The organism is Streptomyces sp. NPDC086777 (assembly GCF_040702065.1).
In the GTDB taxonomy this organism is placed as follows: domain Bacteria; phylum Actinomycetota; class Actinomycetes; order Streptomycetales; family Streptomycetaceae; genus Streptomyces.
Map to the genome: position 1 here is coordinate 273,280 of NZ_JBFBJI010000007.1, position 16,466 is coordinate 289,745.

The 16,466-nt window shown below is 73.1% G+C and carries 15 protein-coding genes; 9 read left to right on the forward strand and 6 right to left on the reverse strand.

The features are described 5' to 3' along the window. Positions 1–90 precede the first annotated feature (90 nt). The 3 genes from AB0472_RS13385 to AB0472_RS13395 form a co-directional block, all read right to left on the reverse strand. Positions 91–1,626: an FAD-dependent oxidoreductase gene (locus AB0472_RS13385; RefSeq protein WP_366356098.1), complete on the reverse strand. Its 1,536-nt coding sequence runs from the start codon at positions 1,624–1,626 to the stop codon at positions 91–93. A gap of 237 nt (positions 1,627–1,863) precedes the next feature. Further along, complete coding sequence (locus AB0472_RS13390; protein ID WP_366356099.1) at positions 1,864–3,072, reverse strand: NAD(P)/FAD-dependent oxidoreductase; 1,209 nt, start codon at positions 3,070–3,072, stop codon at positions 1,864–1,866. A gap of 358 nt (positions 3,073–3,430) precedes the next feature. Further along, complete coding sequence (locus AB0472_RS13395; protein WP_366356151.1) at positions 3,431–5,032, reverse strand: subtype B tannase; 1,602 nt, start codon at positions 5,030–5,032, stop codon at positions 3,431–3,433. A gap of 213 nt (positions 5,033–5,245) precedes the next feature. On the opposite strand from AB0472_RS13395, the gene AB0472_RS13400 reads away from it, so the two are divergent. The 6 genes from AB0472_RS13400 (at position 5,246) to AB0472_RS13425 (ending at position 10,641) form a co-directional block, all read left to right on the forward strand. Further along, positions 5,246–5,728, forward strand: a complete 483-nt coding sequence (locus AB0472_RS13400) for a Zn-ribbon domain-containing OB-fold protein (protein ID WP_366356101.1) — start codon at positions 5,246–5,248, stop codon at positions 5,726–5,728. 85 nt (positions 5,729–5,813) lie between these two features. Beyond that, positions 5,814–6,461 (forward strand): GNAT family N-acetyltransferase, encoded by a 648-nt coding sequence (locus tag AB0472_RS13405; protein ID WP_366356103.1) that lies wholly within the window; start codon positions 5,814–5,816, stop codon positions 6,459–6,461. Between the two features lie 40 nt (positions 6,462–6,501). Continuing rightward, positions 6,502–7,377, forward strand: coding sequence for a GNAT family N-acetyltransferase (locus tag AB0472_RS13410; protein ID WP_366356105.1), 876 nt, complete (start codon positions 6,502–6,504; stop codon positions 7,375–7,377). Between the two features lie 401 nt (positions 7,378–7,778). After that, entirely contained in the window at positions 7,779–8,006 is a 228-nt protein-coding gene (locus AB0472_RS13415; RefSeq protein WP_366356106.1) for a ferredoxin, read from the forward strand. Continuing rightward, positions 7,996–9,390: an FAD-dependent oxidoreductase gene (locus tag AB0472_RS13420; RefSeq protein WP_366356107.1), complete on the forward strand. Its 1,395-nt coding sequence runs from the start codon at positions 7,996–7,998 to the stop codon at positions 9,388–9,390. The genes AB0472_RS13415 and AB0472_RS13420 overlap by 11 nt, the downstream gene beginning before the upstream one ends. 39 nt (positions 9,391–9,429) lie before the next feature. Further along, the gene (locus tag AB0472_RS13425) at positions 9,430–10,641 is read left to right on the forward strand and encodes a cytochrome P450 (RefSeq protein ID WP_366356109.1); all 1,212 of its coding nucleotides are present in this window, start codon (positions 9,430–9,432) and stop codon (positions 10,639–10,641) included. Positions 10,642–10,651: 10 nt separating this feature from the next. On the opposite strand, the gene AB0472_RS13430 is transcribed toward AB0472_RS13425, so the two are convergent. Continuing rightward, positions 10,652–11,323 carry a pyridoxal 5'-phosphate synthase gene (locus tag AB0472_RS13430; protein WP_366356110.1) on the reverse strand — a complete coding sequence of 224 codons (672 nt, stop codon included), beginning with the start codon at positions 11,321–11,323 and terminating at the stop codon, positions 10,652–10,654. 141 nt (positions 11,324–11,464) lie between these two features. Here AB0472_RS13430 and AB0472_RS13435 point away from each other — a divergent pair, with 141 nt between their 5' ends. Continuing rightward, complete coding sequence (locus AB0472_RS13435) at positions 11,465–11,914, forward strand: hypothetical protein (protein WP_366356112.1); 450 nt, start codon at positions 11,465–11,467, stop codon at positions 11,912–11,914. Between the two features lie 86 nt (positions 11,915–12,000). Here the strand turns inward: AB0472_RS13435 and AB0472_RS13440 are convergent, their stop codons facing one another. After that, the gene (locus AB0472_RS13440; protein ID WP_366356114.1) at positions 12,001–12,987 is read right to left on the reverse strand and encodes an expansin EXLX1 family cellulose-binding protein; all 987 of its coding nucleotides are present in this window, start codon (positions 12,985–12,987) and stop codon (positions 12,001–12,003) included. Positions 12,988–13,133: 146 nt separating this feature from the next. After that, the gene (locus AB0472_RS13445) at positions 13,134–14,303 is read right to left on the reverse strand and encodes an acetyl-CoA acetyltransferase (RefSeq protein WP_366356115.1); all 1,170 of its coding nucleotides are present in this window, start codon (positions 14,301–14,303) and stop codon (positions 13,134–13,136) included. 99 nt (positions 14,304–14,402) lie between these two features. On the opposite strand from AB0472_RS13445, the gene AB0472_RS13450 reads away from it, so the two are divergent. Both AB0472_RS13450 and AB0472_RS13455 read left to right on the forward strand, forming a co-directional pair. Next, positions 14,403–15,590, forward strand: coding sequence for an acyl-CoA dehydrogenase family protein (locus AB0472_RS13450; protein ID WP_366356116.1), 1,188 nt, complete (start codon positions 14,403–14,405; stop codon positions 15,588–15,590). Continuing rightward, a complete protein-coding gene (locus tag AB0472_RS13455) occupies positions 15,587–16,051 on the forward strand; it encodes a nitroreductase family deazaflavin-dependent oxidoreductase (protein WP_366356118.1) in 465 nt (154 codons plus the stop codon). Before AB0472_RS13450 ends, AB0472_RS13455 begins: the two co-directional genes overlap by 4 nt. Positions 16,052–16,466 lie beyond the last annotated feature (415 nt).

The following is a 16,466-nucleotide window of genomic DNA, read 5'->3' on the forward strand; positions in this document are numbered from 1 at the left end:
AATTACCTGACGCAGTGTCAGATTACTGAACTGACGCTGCGTCAGGAACTGGTATGCACGCAAAGTTGAGGGTCGAAGCAGCTCTTCCTTTCAGCCGAGGGCGGCCAGAACCTCCTTCGCCACCTGCTCGCCCGACCGCACCGCCCCGTCCATGAACCCGGTCCAGAACGTCGACGTCTCCGTCCCGGCCCAGTGGATCCCGCCCACCGGCTCGCGCAGCGCGGCCCCGTACCCGGTCAGCACCCCGGGCGGCGCGTAGGCCACCGGGCCGCCCCGCGAGAAGCCCTCATTGTCCCAGCGCTGCAGCACGAAGGAGGTGGGTGATTTGGCCTTGTTCCCGAAGTAGTTGGCGTAGTCGGCCAGCACGGCGGCCCTGACGTCGGCCTCGCCCGCCGCGTCGTACGCCCGCATCTCGTCGGCCTCGATGAACCCCATCAGCGCGCCGTAGGAGCCGTCCGGCGGGGAGTTGTCGAAGGTCGAGCGGACCACGCCGGAGTCGCTGACGGCCTGCCCGTTGAGGCCGTCGGCCCGCCAGAACGGGGTGTCGTAGACGGCGACGGCCTTGCCGATCGACCCCATCGGCATCCGCTGGGTGAGCTGGTCACGGGCGGCCGGCAGCAGCGGGTCGTAGCCGATCCGGGCGGCCAGCGGGGGCGGCAGGGCGACGACGACGCGGGTCGCGGCGACCGTGATGCCGTCGGCCGTCACGACGTACCCGCCGCCGGACCTGGCGATCGACCGCACCGGCGCGCTCAGCACCACCCGGTCGCCGAGGGACGCGGCCAGCTTGAGCGGGACCTGCTGGGAACCGCCGACGAAACGCGACTCCTGGGCGCCGCCCGCGGTGTCGGTGAGGCGTTCCAGGGTGCCGGCGTTGGACTCGTCACCGGCGGCGGCGATGTAGTAGAGGACGTAGAGCAGGGAGAGTTCGCGGGGCTGGGCCGAGAAGATCGACGTGCAGGCCAGGTCCAGCAGGAACTTGGCGGAGGGCACGATCGCGTGGGCGTTCAGCCAGCTCTCGAACGTCTGTTTGTCCCACTCGGCGGCCTTGGCGGCGGTCCAGGGGGCGTCCACGGGGACCTGCGCGGCCATGCTGTCCAGTTCCGACTGCACGATCGCCGCGTTGGCGAGCCCCGCCGCGTCCACCGGCGGGACCGAGCCGAGCAGGCCGCTGGTGTCGTACGGGGTGCGCTTGCCGTCCTTGTAGAGGAGGTTGTTCCCCGTGTTGTACGTGGCGAAGGTGGCCACGCCCAGGGAGTCGGCGAGGGCCTTGATGCGGTTCTGGGTGGGGCCGATGAACTCGCCGCCGCCCTCGGTGGTGCCCCCGTTGGCCAGCTTCAGGTTCACCACCCGGCCGCCGACCCGGTCCCGCGCCTCCAGCACGGCCACCGTCCGGCCGCCGGCCACCAGGTCGCGGGCCGCGGTGAGTCCGGCGATGCCGCCACCTACGATCGCGACGTCGACGGTCCGGGACGCGGCGGCGGTGGCAGCCGTGGCGGTGCCCGCGGAGACCGCGGCGAGGCCCGCGGCACCGGCGGCCGCACCGCCGAGGAGGGAGCGGCGGGAGAGCCGGGGCGAAGGGGGTTCCGGGGAAGGCCGGGGGGAGAGCTGTCTTTCGCGTGCCACGTGCGTCCTCCGTGCTGGGCGAGAGGGGTGGAACCGGAAAGTTGAGCAGGGCTCACATTCTGGTCCCGGGCGCGGGCGTGATGCTACCGCCGGTAACAAACGACGCCCGTCGCATGCGTCACATGAGCAACGGGGTTGATATGCACGGGGGGTTGGGGCTATCCGTGGCCGTGGCTGCGGGTCCGGCTGCGGGTCCGGCTGCGGGTACCTGCGTGCGGCCCCCGGGGGGCGTGGGGGCTACGCCGTCGGCTGGCGCTCGGACCGGGCCTGTCGCTGGTGGCGTTCGGCGGTGGTCTTCGCGGTCCTCCTGGCGACCGCCTTCGCTATCTTCTCCGCGTCGATGGCCAGCTCGCGGATGTTGCCGCTGATGGGGTTGGTGTAGCCGGTGAAGTAGAGGCCGGGGGCGTTCTTCGGGGCGCGGGGGCCGTGGGTGACCGGGCGGCCGCGGTCGTCGAGCACGTCGAGGTGGCCGACCAGGCCTTCCAGGGCGCGGACGTATCCGGTCGCGGCGATCACCGCGTCGGGGGAGATGCGGGTGCCGTCGGCGAGGGCCACCTGGCCGTCCTCGAAACCGTCGACGGCGGCCACGATCTCCACCTTCCCCTGGCGCACCGCGTCGACGAGGCCGACGTCCAGGATCGGGATGGCGCCCTGCTTCACCCGGCTGTAGAGCCCGCTGTCGGGGCGGGGCAGGCCGTGTGCGGCCAGGTCGGGCACGCTGACCTTGGCCATGGTGCGGGCCAGCCGGTCGACGAAGGCGGTCGGGAGCCGTCGCACCAGGACGGAGTTGTACTGCGCGGCCCAGCCGGCGGTGGAGCGGCGCACGATGTGCGGGACCGTGCGGACGGCCAGCCGCACCCGGGAGGCACCGCCCTCGGTCAGGTCGACGGCGATCTCGGCGCCGGTGTTGCCGGTGCCGACGACGAGGACGTCCCGGCCGGCGAAGGGTTCGGCGTTGCGGTAGGCGCCGGCGTGCAGGAACTCGCCGCCGAAGCCGTCCCGGCCGGGCCAGTCGGGGATGCGCGGGGTGTGGTTGAAGCCGGTGGCGACCACCACCGCGGAGCCGGTCAGCTCCCGTCCGCCGGAGGCGCGCAGCAGCCAGCCGGCGCCGTCGGGCGAGCGCTCCACGCGGGACACCTCGACACCGGTGACGATCTCCAGCTCGTGGTGTTCGGCGTACTTCTCCAGGTAGCGCACGACGTCGTCCCGGGAGACCCAGCGGCCGAAGCGGCGCGGTATCGGCAGCCCGGGGAGCGCGGACAGGCGCCGGGTGGTGTGCAGGTGGAGGCGGTCGTAGTGGCGGCGCCAGGACGCGCCGACGCCGTCCGACTTCTCCAGGATCACGGCACGGATGCCCCGGGCCCGCAGCGCGTATGCGGCGGCGAGCCCTCCGGGGCCTGCGCCGATGACGTAGACGGGCGAAACGGTGGGGGGAAACACGGCCATGAGCGGGAGCGTAATCACGCTTCACGTTGATGGGTCTCGGTCAAGACCGGAATTGGTTGCGGATTGATCACACCCGTAGGAGAAGTGGGTGGGGCTTGTGACGTAGCCCACCTCATCTGTCGGAAACGAGACCGAATCCGTTGTGAACCGGCCGGAAAAGCGAAAGGCCCGTGACGCCGGGCCCCGGTGCGCCGGAGCTCGACGTCACGGGTGGGCGGTGTCCTCGGACAGACGGGAAAGGACACCGCGTTCGGGGAGGCTGTCGCGGCTTGGAGAACGCCCTTACGACGGTGAGAACTTCTTGCTCGCGCGGGGGATTCTCAGTTCCGCGGCAGCCCGTTCGCTCCGCGGCAACCCGTCAATTCCGCTTGTCCTTCTTGCCCTTGCCATAGCCCGTCACCGATGCGATCCAGGTGATGAAGTCGCCCGGGTCGGTGTTGGCGCCGTGACCCTCGTCCCAGTAGTAGAGGTGGTTGACGTCGTCGCCGAGGTTGTCCAGGCGGGCCGCCAGGTTCGCGGAGACGACGTGCGAGGTGTCGGAGTCGCTGGTGCCGAGGCGGATCCACCAGTGCTTGGAGCGGCGGTCGTTGACCTTCTCCACCAGGTGGTACATCGGGTTCATCAGGTGCAGCTGCGCGGGGATGTCGGCGGCGACCCGCCTGGTGCCGAGACCGGTGGAGTCGTTCTTCGCGCCGTACGCCGTGAAGTGGCGGGACTCGGTCGTGCCCGCGCCGAACTCGTTGTTCTCGCCGGCCGACAGGTCGAAGGCGTCGAAGGCCGGGGTGTCCTTCTTGCGGGCCCCGACGTGGGTGAGGAAGTCGTCCCAGGTGAAGGTGGCCTTGCCGCCGGAGAAGGTGATGAAGGTGTTCTTCGCCAGGTACGTCTCGCGGTCCGGGTCCGAGAGCGCGGCGAGGTACCTGGTGGCGGACGGGCGCAGGTACCGCTCGACCAGGTAGTCGTCGTAGTTGCGGGCGGTCAGCGGGCCGAAGCCGTCCAGGCCGCGCAGCTTCAGGCCCGCCTGGTACTCGGCGAACTGCGCCTTCAGGTCCCTGGAGACGGACTGGTCGACCTGCTTGCCGGTGGAGAGGGCGTTGGTGCCCCAGTTCCACTCGTAGGCGCCGTCGGCGTGCTCCAGGTCGGTGATCGGGCACCAGGCGCCGACCGCGAAGACCGCGTCCGAGGCGTCGGCCGCGCCGAGTTCCTTCAGGTACTTGTCGTAGAGCGGGCTGTCGCCGGACGCGCCGAGCAGGGCGGAGAGGGCGCCGCCCGCGCTGGTACCTGCAGAAACGATTCGCTCGACGTCGCCGGGGATCAGGCCCCTGTTCGCCCTGATGTACCGGACCGCGGCCTTGAGGTCGACGATCGCGGCCGGGGCGGTGCCGTAGTACTCGCCGCCGGAGTTCTCGAGGGTGCGGCCGCGGGCGCCCGGCTCGATCACGACGTACCCGGCGGCCAGCGCGAGCAGCTGGTTGCCGGCGGTGGCGCCCCCGGTGGCGTTGGTGTTGCCGTTCGCGTTGGAGGCCGCGCTCGCGGAGGAGCTGGGGGCCGCGCCGCTCGGGGCCGCGCCGCCGGGCGGGGTGCCGCCGCCCGCCGCGGAACCGCCGCCGACCTCGGTGGCGTCGGCCACGGACGCGGGCAGGTAGCCGCCGATGGAGTTGGCGAGCAGGATCGGGGCGTTCGTCGGGTCGACCGCCGTGCCGTCGATCTCGACCGGGGCGCTGACGATCAGGGACTGGTAGGTGGCGTCCACCGGGTCCGCGACGTAGGTGATCGCCTTCCAGAAGTGGTAGGTCACGTCGTGCTCGGTGCCCTCGGTGTCCGTGATCGTCGTCGTCAGCTCGGAATACCCGTCCTGGTCGAACGTCAGGGAGTCCGAGGACGCGGCGGACTTGCTCGACGCCTGCGCGCTGAGAGCGATACCGCCGACTGCCGCGACACCGGCCGTGGCGCCGATCCCCATGACCATGGTCCTGCGCTTCAGTGCCCTGTGCTTCACGTTGCTGCCTCTCGTATCGGCTCCTTGGCCTTGCGGTTGCGAACGTATTCTTGGCCCGACAAAATCGTCAACAATTTCCCGGTGTCTCACGGGGAACCCACAGGGCCACCGGAGATGCACAGGTTTTGCCCATCCGGGTCTGGGCTCCGCTTCAGGATCTGACGTAACGTCAGATTCATGGACGCGACGAATTCCGACGGCAGCTCCGACGCCGGTTCCGCGGGCATACGCAGCGAGCGCCCGCGCTACGACCGCCCGCACTACGACCGCCCCGAACCGGACGCCTTCACCCGCCCCTACTGGGATGCGGCGGCCGAGGGCCGGTTCCTGCTGCGCCGCTGCGGCTCCTGCGGCCGGGCCCACCACTACCCCCGCGAGTTCTGCCCGCACTGCTGGAGCGAGGACGTCACCTGGGAACGGGCGAGTGGCCGCGCGACCCTCTACACCTGGTCCGTCGTCCACCGCAACGACCTCCCGCCCTTCGGTGACCGCGTCCCCTACGTGGCCGCCGTGGTCGACCTGGCCGAGGGCCCGCGCATGATGACGGAACTGGTGGCCACCGACCCGGAGACCCTGCGCGCCGGGCTGGACCTGGAGGTCGCCTTCCGGGAAGGGGCACCGGTGTTCCGCCCGGCGGCGGCACCGGCACCGGCGCGCTGAGGTGGCGGGCCGGGCCGGTCAGGGAGCCTGGTCCAGCGGGTGAACCCGCTGGGCCCGTGTCCGGTGCACGGGTTTCAATGACCCCATGGCCCTCACCGACGCACAGCCCGCCGTCCCTCGTCCCGACGCCACCCCGCACGGTCACGGCCTGCGACTCGGCAGCTGGGACCCGGACGCGGAGGTGCAGGTCGAGGCGTGGCTGCGGTCCCGTACCGACCCGGACTTCCGTCGCTGGAACACCCCGCTCACCGTGGTGAGCGACCTCGCGGGTGCCCGCGCCGCCCTGGTCGCGCAGCGCAGGCAGGCGGCGGACGGCACCTGTGCGCCGTTCCGGATCACGGACGCGGAGAGCGGCGCGACCCTCGGTCACGTCGGCGTCAACATGATCGACCACACCTTCCGGACCGCGCGGGTCGGCTACTGGGTGCTGCCCGAGGCGCGGGGGCGCCGGGTCGCCACCCGCGCGCTGGCCCTGGCGACGGACTGGGCCTTCACCGAACTGGGCCTGTACCGCCTGGAGCTGGGCCACGCCCTCGGTCATGACGCGTCCTGCCGGATCGCCCTGACGTGCGGCTACGGCTACGAGGGGACGCTGCGGGGCGCCATGTTCGAGGCGGGGCGGCAGGACGCCTTCCGGGACGTGCACCTGCACGGCCGCCTGGCCACGGACCCGGGCCCGGACCTGGACGGGGGCCCGGCGCGGGACCGAGCGGGATCGGGCAAGCGGGACTAATTCGGGTGCGGGGTGCGGCGGTCCGCCGGGACCATCGACCATGACCTCACAACTCCACTCCGCCGAATGGAACTTCACCGGAGATGTCGACGAATTCCTCCCCCGGGCCCGCGACTTCCTCCACTCCCGCCCGGACCTGCACACCGTCCACCTCACGGTGACCGCGCAGCTGCGGCGGCGGGGGCCGCGGGCGTACGGCGGCGACCCCCCGTTCCTCGGTGTCCTGACCCGCGGCGACGGCAGCGTGGCCGCGACCCTGCTCCACACGCCGCCCTACCCCCTGAACGTGACCCGTCTCGCGGCCGGCGAGGCCGAGACGCTGGTCGAGCGCCTCCTCGCGCTCGGCCACCCGGTGTCGGGGATCTGCGCCGACGGCGCCACGGCGGAGGCGTTCGCGGCGGCGTGGGCCCGACGGACCGGCGTACCGGCGAAGCTGGACGAGCTGCAGCGCCTTTACCGACTGGCCGAGTTGACGCCTCCGTCCCCGGCGCCGGAGGGGCGGGCGCGGGTGGCCGAGGCGTCCGACCGCGAGCTGCTGGTCCGCTGGTACGAGGGGTTCGTCGCCGACGCGGGTCTGCGGGGCGGCCGGGAGGCCGGGGAGTGGGCCGACTTCCGGCTCTCGTACGGCGGCGCCACCCTCTGGGAGACCGCCGACGGTACCCCCGTCTCCTTGGCCGGCCTGACCCTGGCGGTCGCCGGTCAGGTCCGGGTCGGGCCGGTCTACACCCCGCCGGAGCTGCGCGGCCGGGGGTACGCAGGGGCGGTGACCGCGGAGGTGAGCCGGGCGGCGCTGGCCGCGGGCGCCGGCGAGGTGCTGCTCTTCACGGACCTCGCGAATCCGACGAGCAACGCGCTCTATCAGCGCATCGGCTACCGCGAGGTGGCCGACTGGGCGGTGTACGAGTTCGGGGGCTGACGGCGGTTGTCCGGGGCGCCGGTGCGTGCCGGTGCGTGCCGGCGGTCGTCCGCGGCGCCGGTGCGTGCGGCGGTCGCCCGACGTGCCGTGGGCTGCCGGCGGTCGTCGGCCGGGCTGTGGGCTGCTGTCGGTCGCCCGACGTGCCGTGGGCTGCCTTCGGTTGTCCGCGGCGCCGTCGTGGCTGGTCGCGCAGTTCCCCGCGCCCTTTCGGGGCGCTGTCCTTCGGGCGCGCTGCTGTTCGGGCGCGCTGTCCTCGGGGGTGCTGGTCTTCGGGGCTGTAGTTGCGAGGGCTTCTGGGGAGGGACAGGCTGGGAGGAAGGGATGCCGATCACCGTATGGACCGAGCGCGGACGGGTGCGGAGCCCGTGGGATCCGTGGCCCGCGCAGGGAGCGGGTGCCCGATGAGGCTTGTCGTCGATCTCAACCGGTGCCAGGGATTCGCGCAGTGCGTCTTTCTCGCCCCGGACGTCTTCGCCCTGCACGGCGAGGAAGCGCTGCTGTTCTCCCCTCAATTCGACGAGGAGTACCGCGACCGGGTGGAGGAGGCCGCCGCGGCCTGTCCCGTCCAGGCCATCCTGGTCGACTACTCCGACGAGCCGACGAAGCGGGTGGCGTCCCATGTCGGCTGACTCGGGCGTGGAGGTCCTGCGGCGCCAGGGCCGCATCGTCGTCGTCGGCGCCTCGCTGGCCGGCCTGCGCGCGGCCGAGACCCTGCGTGAGCAGGGCTTCACCGGATCGCTGACCATGGTCGGCGACGAGCCCTACGAGCCCTACGACCGGCCGCCGCTGTCCAAACAGGCGCTGCTGGGGCGGGCCCGGCCGGAGGACACGGCGCTGCCGCGGCGGCGTGACATCGACGCCGAGTGGCGGCTGGGCGTCGCCGCCGAGGAACTGGACCGGGACGCCGGACGGGTCGTGCTGGCGAACGGCGAGCGGGTCCCCTACGACCGGCTGCTGATCACCACCGGGACCCGGGCGCGGCCCTGGTTCCACCCGGACGAGGCCGCGCTGGACGGGGTGTTCGTGCTGCGGACCCGTGACGACTCAGCGCGTCTGACCCGGAAGCTCTCCGGTGGCGTGTCCCGGGTGCTGGTGATCGGCGCCGGTTTCACGGGATCCGAGGTCGCCTCCGCCTGCCGGGAACTGGGCATCGACGTGACGGTCGCCGAACGCGGTCCGGCACCGCTGGTGGGCGCACTCGGCGGAGTGATCGGCTCGGTCGCGGAGCGACTGCAGCGCAAGCACGGCGTCGACCTGCGCTGCGGGATCAGCGTCACCGCTCTGGAGGGTGACGACGTGGGGCGCCTCCGGCGGGCCCATCTGTCCGACGGGTCGACGGTCGACGTGGAGGTGGCGGTCGTCTCGCTCGGTGCCATGCGGAACACGGAGTGGCTCGCCGGTTCGGGACTGGCCGCGGGCCCCCGGGGGATCGCGTGCGACGCCGGGTGCCGGGTGTTCGACGTCAACGGCATCGTCACCGACGACATCTACGCCGCCGGTGACGTCGCCCGCAGCCCGCACCCGCTGTTCGACTACCAGTTCCTGGCGTTGGAACACTGGGGGAACGCGGTCGAGCAGGCCGAGATCGCCGCCCACAACATGATCTGCGCGAGCCCGGAGCGCCGTCCGCATCTGTGGCTGCCGATGTTCTGGTCCTCCCAGTTCGGCGTCAACATCAAGTCGGTGGGGGTGCCCTCGCTGGGCGACCGGCTGGTCGTCGCGCAGGGGACGCTCGCCGAGGAGCGGTTCGTCGCGGTATACGGGTACCGAGGCCGCTGCATCGCCGCGGTGGCCTTCGACGGCGCCAAATGGCTGGGGTTCTACGAGCAGCAGATCGCGTCCGGGGCGCCCTTCCCGCCGGAGTACCGCACCGTCGACCGCCGGACCGAGATGCTGCAGCCGGTCGACCCCGCCTTCCCCGATCCGCACCTGCCCACCCATGGGGCCACCGTCACGCTGACCGGGCACTCGCCGAGCGAACGGCGGGTCGAGTTCGTTCCGTCGCACGCCTGAGCACCGGCCCGGTACCGCCCGGAGCCCCGAGGAGACGCCATGACGCCCGACCCCATCTCCGCGCAGATCGTCGACTACGCCAACAGGGCCGATCCCTACCCGCTCTACGCGGAGCTGCGCAAGACACCGGTCAGGCGGGAGGACGACGGCACCTACCTGGTCAGCACCTACCACGAGGTGCGGAGCCTCGCGAACGACCCGCGGCTGAGCAACGACACGAGCAACCGCCCGCCCGGGTACGCGCGCACCGGGCAACCGGCGCAGGAGACCGGCCTGCCGCCCAGTTTCATCTTCACCGACCCGCCCGTGCACGACCGGCTGCGCGACACCATCAACCGGCCGTTCGGTCCCCCGCACAGCCCCAGGTTCCTCGACGGCCTGCGCGCCGAGCTGGCCACGGTGGTCGGCGGACTGCTGGACGCCTTCGAGGGCAAGGACCAGGTCGACATCGTCGAGGACTTCTCCTACCCCCTCCCCGTCACCGCGATCTGCCGGGTCCTCGGCGTGCCGCGCGAGGACGAACCGCGCTTCCACGGCTGGGCCGACGCCCTGGCGTCGTCACTCGATCCCGCGGCCGGCGGCGGCGACGACGCGCAGGAAGCGGCCCAGCGGGCACGCCAGGACCTGGGCGGCTACCTGGCGGATCTGATCGAGACCAAACGCCGGCACCCCGGCCCCGGGATACTCAGCGCGCTCGCCCACGACATGACGCCGGCGGACCTGGAGGCCACCGCGGTGCTGCTGCTTGTCGCCGGCCACGAGACCACCGTCAACGCGATCACCAACACGACCCTCATCCTGCTGCGCCACCCCGACGTCCTCGAACGGCTCCGGAAGGAGCCGGGGCTCGCCGTCCCGCTCGTCGAGGAGGTGCTGCGCTACGAGCCCCCGGTCCAGTTCATACCGTTCACCACCGCCCTCGCCGACATCGACGTCGCCGGTACGACCATCCCGAAGGGCTCGCCGGTCTGGCTCATGCTGGCCGCGGCCAACCGTGACCCGGCCCGCTTCCACGACCCCGACCGGTTCGATCCCGACCGCAAGGACAACGAGCACCTGGGCTTCTACACCGGCATCCACTACTGCTTCGGCGCCCCGCTCGCCCGGATCGAACTCCACGCGGCCGTGCCCGAGCTGTTCCGGCGGGTGAAGTTCTCCGGGCTGGTCGAGGATCCGCCGCCGTACCGCGCCAACGCGGTGCTGCGCGGCCCCCGGCACCTGCCCGTGGCGATCGAGGGTCTCGTCGCCTGAGCGCCGCCGTTCACGGCCACAGCAGTTCCCTGCGCCACCCGCCGTCCGCCTCCGCGAGGTACCGGAGCCGTACGTGCCGGCGGTCCGGATCGCCCTGGAAGAACTCGGCCTCCTCCGGGTGCAGCCGGTACAGGGTCCAGGTCGGGGAGGGGGCGGCCGGGTCGGCGTGGGCGCGTCGCCAGGCCGCCTCCGACTCGGTGCGCAGTTCCTCCAGCGAGGACAGGAGGCTGCTCTGGCGGCCGGTGAGCGCCGCCGCCAGCGCGCCCGTCGAGCGGGCGTGCAGGTCGGCCTGGCTCTCCTCCGCGGGGGCCGCGGCGACGGGGCCGCGGAGCCGGACCTGGCGGCCCAGGACCGGCCAGTAGAAGGCCAGGGCCGCGTACGGGCGGGCGCTCAGCTGGTGTCCCTTGCGGCTGGTCACGTGCGAGGCGAAGGACCAGCCGTGCGCGTCCGCGCCGTGCAGCATCACGATCCGCACGTCCGCCCGGCCCTCGTCGTCCGACGTCGCGAGGGACACGGTGTGCGGCTCCGGCTGTCCGGCCGCCACCGCCTCCGCGAACCACGTGGTGAACAGGGGGAGCGGTGCCGCCGGGGCCGACGCCGGGTCGAACGGCCGTAGCTCGGTGGCCTCGGGGTGCCAGACGCGGAGCGACCTCAGGAGCGCGTGAAGATCCGTTGCTGCCATGTGCCGAGTATCACTCCGCACCTCCCGCACCCGTGTCATCAGCCACCTCGTGCGGCGGCCCGGGGGCCTTGCGGCCAAACCCCGGGGCACAACCGGGCGAACCGCTGCGAACACCTGTGCCCCGGCCCCACACTGTCCGGCATGAGGGGACCGAAGACCGTGAAAGTGGCCGTACGCCACGTAACCGGCGATGCCGGGCGGCGCAGGACACGGGCCGTGACCTGGGCCGCGCGCGACTTCCGGCTGGTGCGGCCGGCCGAGGGCCGGGACCGGGTCGAACTGGAGTGTCCCGTCTGTACGGCGGCCGTCCTCGCCGAGGTCGCCGACCACACGCGCACCCGGCGGGTGCGGAACGTCTGGGCGGTCGTGTCGGCGCTCTCCCTCGTCGTGTCCGTGGCCGCGCTGGGCTACGTCGTCCACGGCGCGCGCGGGGCGCCGCCGCCCCTCTTCCCGGCCGGCGTGCTCGTCGTGGTGGTCGGGCTCGTCGTGACGCCGGCGGCGTGGCTGCGCGGCCGCCACCACATCGGTGTCGTGCTGCTCGACGGACCCGCGCCGCGCCGCGGCCACCGGATCGTGCCGGTACGCGGTTGAGCGTTCCGCCGGTTGGGCCGTTCGCCCGCCGTGGGCCGGTGGCGGCCGGTCGCGCGGTTCCTCGTGCCCTTTCGGGGCGCGTTCCCTCAGTGCCGGGCGAACTGGACCCCGGTGCGCTGGACGACGTCCGGGCGGACGGCGAGGGCCGGCAGGGTGAGTTGCTCCCCGTAGATGTCGGTGAGGCGGATCCCGCCGCCGCAGCCGGTGCCCTGTTCGGAGAGGAAGTAGTTGTAGCCGGTGCGGGTCAGCGCCAGCCAGCCGCTGCCGGTGCGGACCTCCAGGCGGGCCAGCGGGTTACGGTGGCCGATCGCCTGGATGCCGCACCAGTACCGGCTGGAACCGGTCTTGTAGCGGATCGAGACGGTGTCGGTGACGGCCGGGCTCAGCAGGCTCCAGGTGATCGCGATCCGGCCCGCGGAGAGCGGCGCCAGCTTCGCGAACGCCTGTCGGCTGAGGTCGAGTTGGCCGACGGCGCAGGGTGCAGGGCACTCGTTGGTGATCCGTACGGTGATGGCCGTACCGCTCGCCGCGCGGACGGAGACGTACGCGCCGCAGGCCTTCGCCGTCTCGTAGTCGGCGGTGTTCATCGCGGCGGTCAGCACGTCGGAGGTCGGGCCGTAGGAGCAGGCGCCGTCGCCGTTGCCGACGTCGTACGAGGTGGCGACGCCCTGGTAGGTGGTGCCGGGGCGGATCCGGCCGGCCGCGGGGGCCGTGGTGGTGCGGGCGGTGGCGTTGCCCGCCGTGGGGGAGGGGGCCCTGGACGCCGTCGGGGAGGGCGGAGGCGACGCGGTGGTCCGCCTGCTCACGGTGGCGGCCGGTGCTGCCGTGGACGGCGTCGGCGAGGGTTTCCGCGGGGTCGCCGCCGCGCTCGTCACGGCTTCGGACGGGTGCCCGGACACCGCCAGGTCCGGCCGGGTGGCACCGGCCGCGTCACCGGGCCGGAAGGCCACGGCCAGGGTGACCACCAGGGCGACGGCGGCCACGGCGGCGACCGCGAGCAGCGGGCCGCGGACCGGGCGCCACCGGAAGTCCTGGTCCGGCGGCGGGCGGCGGCGATGTGAGGAGGAGGCCACGGAGGGATCCTTACGCGGTTCGGCGGTGCACGTCCTTCGAACGGTTCCTGCGAGCGAGTTCGAAGCTTCCGGTACGGCAGTTGCCGCCGGGGCCCGGGAGGTTGCCGCCGGTCCCGAGATTTTCGCGGCCGCCCGCGAAGCCGGTGTCACCCCCGCCCCAGCACCACCGTCCCCGACGAGCAGAACCAGCCCCCCGTCCCCGACGCCACCCCCAGCTCCGGCAGCGCCCCGTCCGCCCGTCGCACCTGCCGTCCGCCGGCCTCGCCGCGCAGTTGCCGTACCGCCTCCACGAGGAGGAACAGCCCGCGCATGCCCGGGTGCTGGGCCGACAGGCCGCCGCCGTCCGTGTTCACCGGAAGCTCTCCGCCCGCGACCCGCAGCCGTCCCTTCTCCACGAACGCCCCGCCCTCGCCCTTCGCGCAGAAGCCGAGGTCCTCCAGGGTCACGAGGGTCATGTAGGTGAACGCGTCGTAGATCTCGGCGAAGTCGATGTCGGAGGGGGTGACTCCCGCCCTGCGGAAGGCCAGTTGCCCGCTGACCGCGGCCGGGGAGACCGTGAAGTCCGCCCACTCCGACATGGTGGCGTGGGAGAGGGACTCGCCCGTGCCGAGGACCCACACCGGGGCGGTCCGGCAGTCCGGTACGTACTCCTCGGCCGCCAGCAGGACCGCCGCGCCGCCGTCCGAGCGGATGCAGCAGTGCAGTTTGGTGAAGGGGTCGGCGATCATCGGGCCCGACAGGACCTCGTCGACGGTGATCGGGGTGCGGAACATCGCGTCCGGGTTCAGTGCCGCGTTGGCCCGTGCCTGGACCGCCACCTCCGCCAACTGCTCGACGGTGGTGCCGTGTTCGATCATGTGGCGGCGGGCGGCCATCGCGTACTTGGCGATGAGCGTGTGGCCGTAGGGGACCTCGAACTGCAGGGGGCCGCGGGCGCCGAAGGACAGGTTCCCGGTGCGCCGCCCCGCCCGGATGTCGGCGCGGGCCGTCGAGCCGTACACCAGCAGGACGGCGTTGGCGTGGCCCGCGGCGATCGCGTCCGCCGCGTGGGCCGCCATGACCTCCCAGGTCGAGCCGCCGACGGAGGTGGAGTCGGCCCAGGTGGGGCGCAGGCCCAGGTACTCGGCGACCTCCACGGGCGCCAGCGTGCCCAGCCCCGCCGACGCGAAGCCGTCCACCACCTCACGGCCGAGGCCGGCGTCGGCCAGCGCGCGGCGGGCCGCCTGGGCGTGCAGGGCGTAAGGGGTGGCCTCGTCCACCCGGCCGCAGTCGGACAGGGCCACGCCGACCACGGCGACCTTGCGGGGTCCAGTCATAAATCTGACGGTACATCAGATGCGTCGGACTCCACCCCTGTGCATCTGCATCCATCGCCCCTAGCATGACGGACCGTCAGATCGTCAGGAGGTCCGCTCATGGACGCCCGCTTCACCGACGAGCAGGACGAGATCCGGCGCGCCCTGCGTGAACTGCTCCACAAGCGCTGCGGCCCGGAGGACGTGCGGGCCGCCGTCGACAGGCCGGAGGGGTACGACCCCGGCCTGTGGACCGCCCTCGGCGAACAACTCGGCCTGCCCGGCCTCGCGCTCCCCGAGGCGTACGGCGGAACAGGTTGCACGCGCACCGAAGTCGTCCTCGCCGCGGAGGAGTTGGGGCGGGTCCTGGCTCCCGCCCCGTTCCTCGCCACCGCCGTGCTCGCGGCCCCGCTGCTGCTCGCCCTCGGCACCGAGGCCCAGCGTGCCGAGCTGCTCCCGAGGATCGCCGACGGCAGCCTGACCGCCGCCCTCGCCGTCCCCGGTACCCGGCTCGGCACCGCCCTCGCGCTCACCGGTCCCCCCGGTCCCGACTGGGCCGGCGGCGGGCGGGCCGGCGGTGTCCAGGCACGGCACCGGGGGGACCGGTGGCTGCTCTACGGCGAGGCCGACCAGGTGCTGGACGGGCACAGCGCCGGGCTGCTGCTCGTCCCCGCGCACACCGGGGGGTACGCCCGCCCGCGCGTCCTGCTCTTCCTGGTGGCGGGGGACGCCGACGGGGTGGTGCGGACCCGGCGGACCGCCCTCGACGCCACCCGCGGTCAAGGGCGTGTCCAACTGCGCAACGTGCCCGCCGAGTTGGTCGGAGCGGACGAGGGGGCCGACATCCAGCCGGCCCTGGCCGCCCTCGGTGACACGGTGGCCGCCGTGCTCGCGGCCGAGGCCGTGGGGGCCGCCGACCGGGCGCTGGAGCGGACCGTGGAGTACGTGAAGCAGCGCGAGCAGTTCGGGCGGGCCGTCGGGTCGTTCCAGGCGGTCAAGCACCGGCTGGCCGACGTGTACGTGGCAGTGCGGGCGGCCCGGTCGGCGGCGTACTACGCGGCCTGGGCGACGGCTCACGGAGAGCGGGTCGGCGCCCTGGCGCTCGCGCAGGCGCTGGAGGCGCTGCGCACCGCCGCGGGGGAGGGCATCCAGCTGCACGGGGGGATCGGGTTCACCTGGGAGCACGAGGCGCACCTGTACTTCAAGCGGGGCGCCGGGGACGAGCTGCTGTTCGGGCCGGGGCACCGGCTGCGCGCGCACGCGGCCGAGGCGGCCGGGCTGTTCGCGGGGCGGGAGGTGGCGGTGTGATCGGCGAACGGCTGGTGCAGCGAGTGTCCGCGACCCGGGGGTTCGCGAAGGTGGCCCCGCACGTGGTCCCGGCCCTGGACCGGGCCGTGCACCGGCTGAGCCGCGGCCGGGTGCTGCTCAGCGCCCAGATGCTGCCCGGCGTCGTCCTCACCTCCACCGGCGCCCGCAGCGGCCACCCCCGCCGCACCCCGCTGGCCTGCATGCCCGAGGGCGACGGCTGGTTCCTCGTCGGCTCCAACTTCGGCCGCACCGGGCATCCTGCCTGGACGTACAACCTCCTCCACCGGCCCGACGCCGAGATCAGCTGGAAGGGCCGTGACATCCAGGTCACCGCCCGGTTGCTGGAGGGCGCGGAACGGGCGGACGCCTGGCGGGAACTGCTGGTCTTCTGGCCGCCGTACGCCGCGTACCAGGAGCGCGTGGACCGTGAGATCCGCATCTTCCGCCTGACCCGCCGCTAGCCCCCGCCTCCCCCCGACCGCGGCGCCGTGGTGGCCTCTCGCGCAGTTCCCCGCGCCCCTGGAAGTCGGGGTGCTGGTGGAGTGCGACTGTCGACCGTGGCGCCGTGGTGGCTTCTCGCGCAGTTCCCCGCGCCCCTGGAAGTCGGGGTGCTGGTGCAGTGCGACTGTCGACCGTGGCGCCGTGGTGGCTTCTCGCGCAGTTCCCCGCGCCCGTGAAAGTCGGGGTGCTGGTGCAGTGCGACCGTCGACCGTGGCGCCGTGGTGGCTTCTCGCGCAGTTCCCCGCGCCCCTGGAAGTCGGGGTGCTGGTGCAGTGCGACCGTCGACCGTGGCGCCGTGGTGGCTTCTCGCGCAGTTCCCCGCGCCCGTGAAAGTCGGGGTGCTGGTGCAGTGCGACCGTCGACCGTGGCGTGGTG

Coding starts and splice junctions, on each gene's coding strand:
- AB0472_RS13425 (WP_366356109.1), top strand. CDS start 9,430: ATGACGCCCGACCCCATCTCCGCGCAGATCGTCGACTACGCCAACAGG.
- AB0472_RS13400 (WP_366356101.1), top strand. CDS start 5,246: ATGGACGCGACGAATTCCGACGGCAGCTCCGACGCCGGTTCCGCGGGC.
- AB0472_RS13420 (WP_366356107.1), top strand. CDS start 7,996: ATGTCGGCTGACTCGGGCGTGGAGGTCCTGCGGCGCCAGGGCCGCATC.
- AB0472_RS13430 (WP_366356110.1), bottom strand. CDS start 11,323: ATGGCAGCAACGGATCTTCACGCGCTCCTGAGGTCGCTCCGCGTCTGG.
- AB0472_RS13445 (WP_366356115.1), bottom strand. CDS start 14,303: ATGACTGGACCCCGCAAGGTCGCCGTGGTCGGCGTGGCCCTGTCCGAC.
- AB0472_RS13415 (WP_366356106.1), top strand. CDS start 7,779: ATGAGGCTTGTCGTCGATCTCAACCGGTGCCAGGGATTCGCGCAGTGC.
- AB0472_RS13435 (WP_366356112.1), top strand. CDS start 11,465: ATGAGGGGACCGAAGACCGTGAAAGTGGCCGTACGCCACGTAACCGGC.
- AB0472_RS13450 (WP_366356116.1), top strand. CDS start 14,403: ATGGACGCCCGCTTCACCGACGAGCAGGACGAGATCCGGCGCGCCCTG.
- AB0472_RS13405 (WP_366356103.1), top strand. CDS start 5,814: ATGGCCCTCACCGACGCACAGCCCGCCGTCCCTCGTCCCGACGCCACC.
- AB0472_RS13390 (WP_366356099.1), bottom strand. CDS start 3,072: ATGGCCGTGTTTCCCCCCACCGTTTCGCCCGTCTACGTCATCGGCGCA.
- AB0472_RS13395 (WP_366356151.1), bottom strand. CDS start 5,032: ATGGGGATCGGCGCCACGGCCGGTGTCGCGGCAGTCGGCGGTATCGCT.
- AB0472_RS13410 (WP_366356105.1), top strand. CDS start 6,502: ATGACCTCACAACTCCACTCCGCCGAATGGAACTTCACCGGAGATGTC.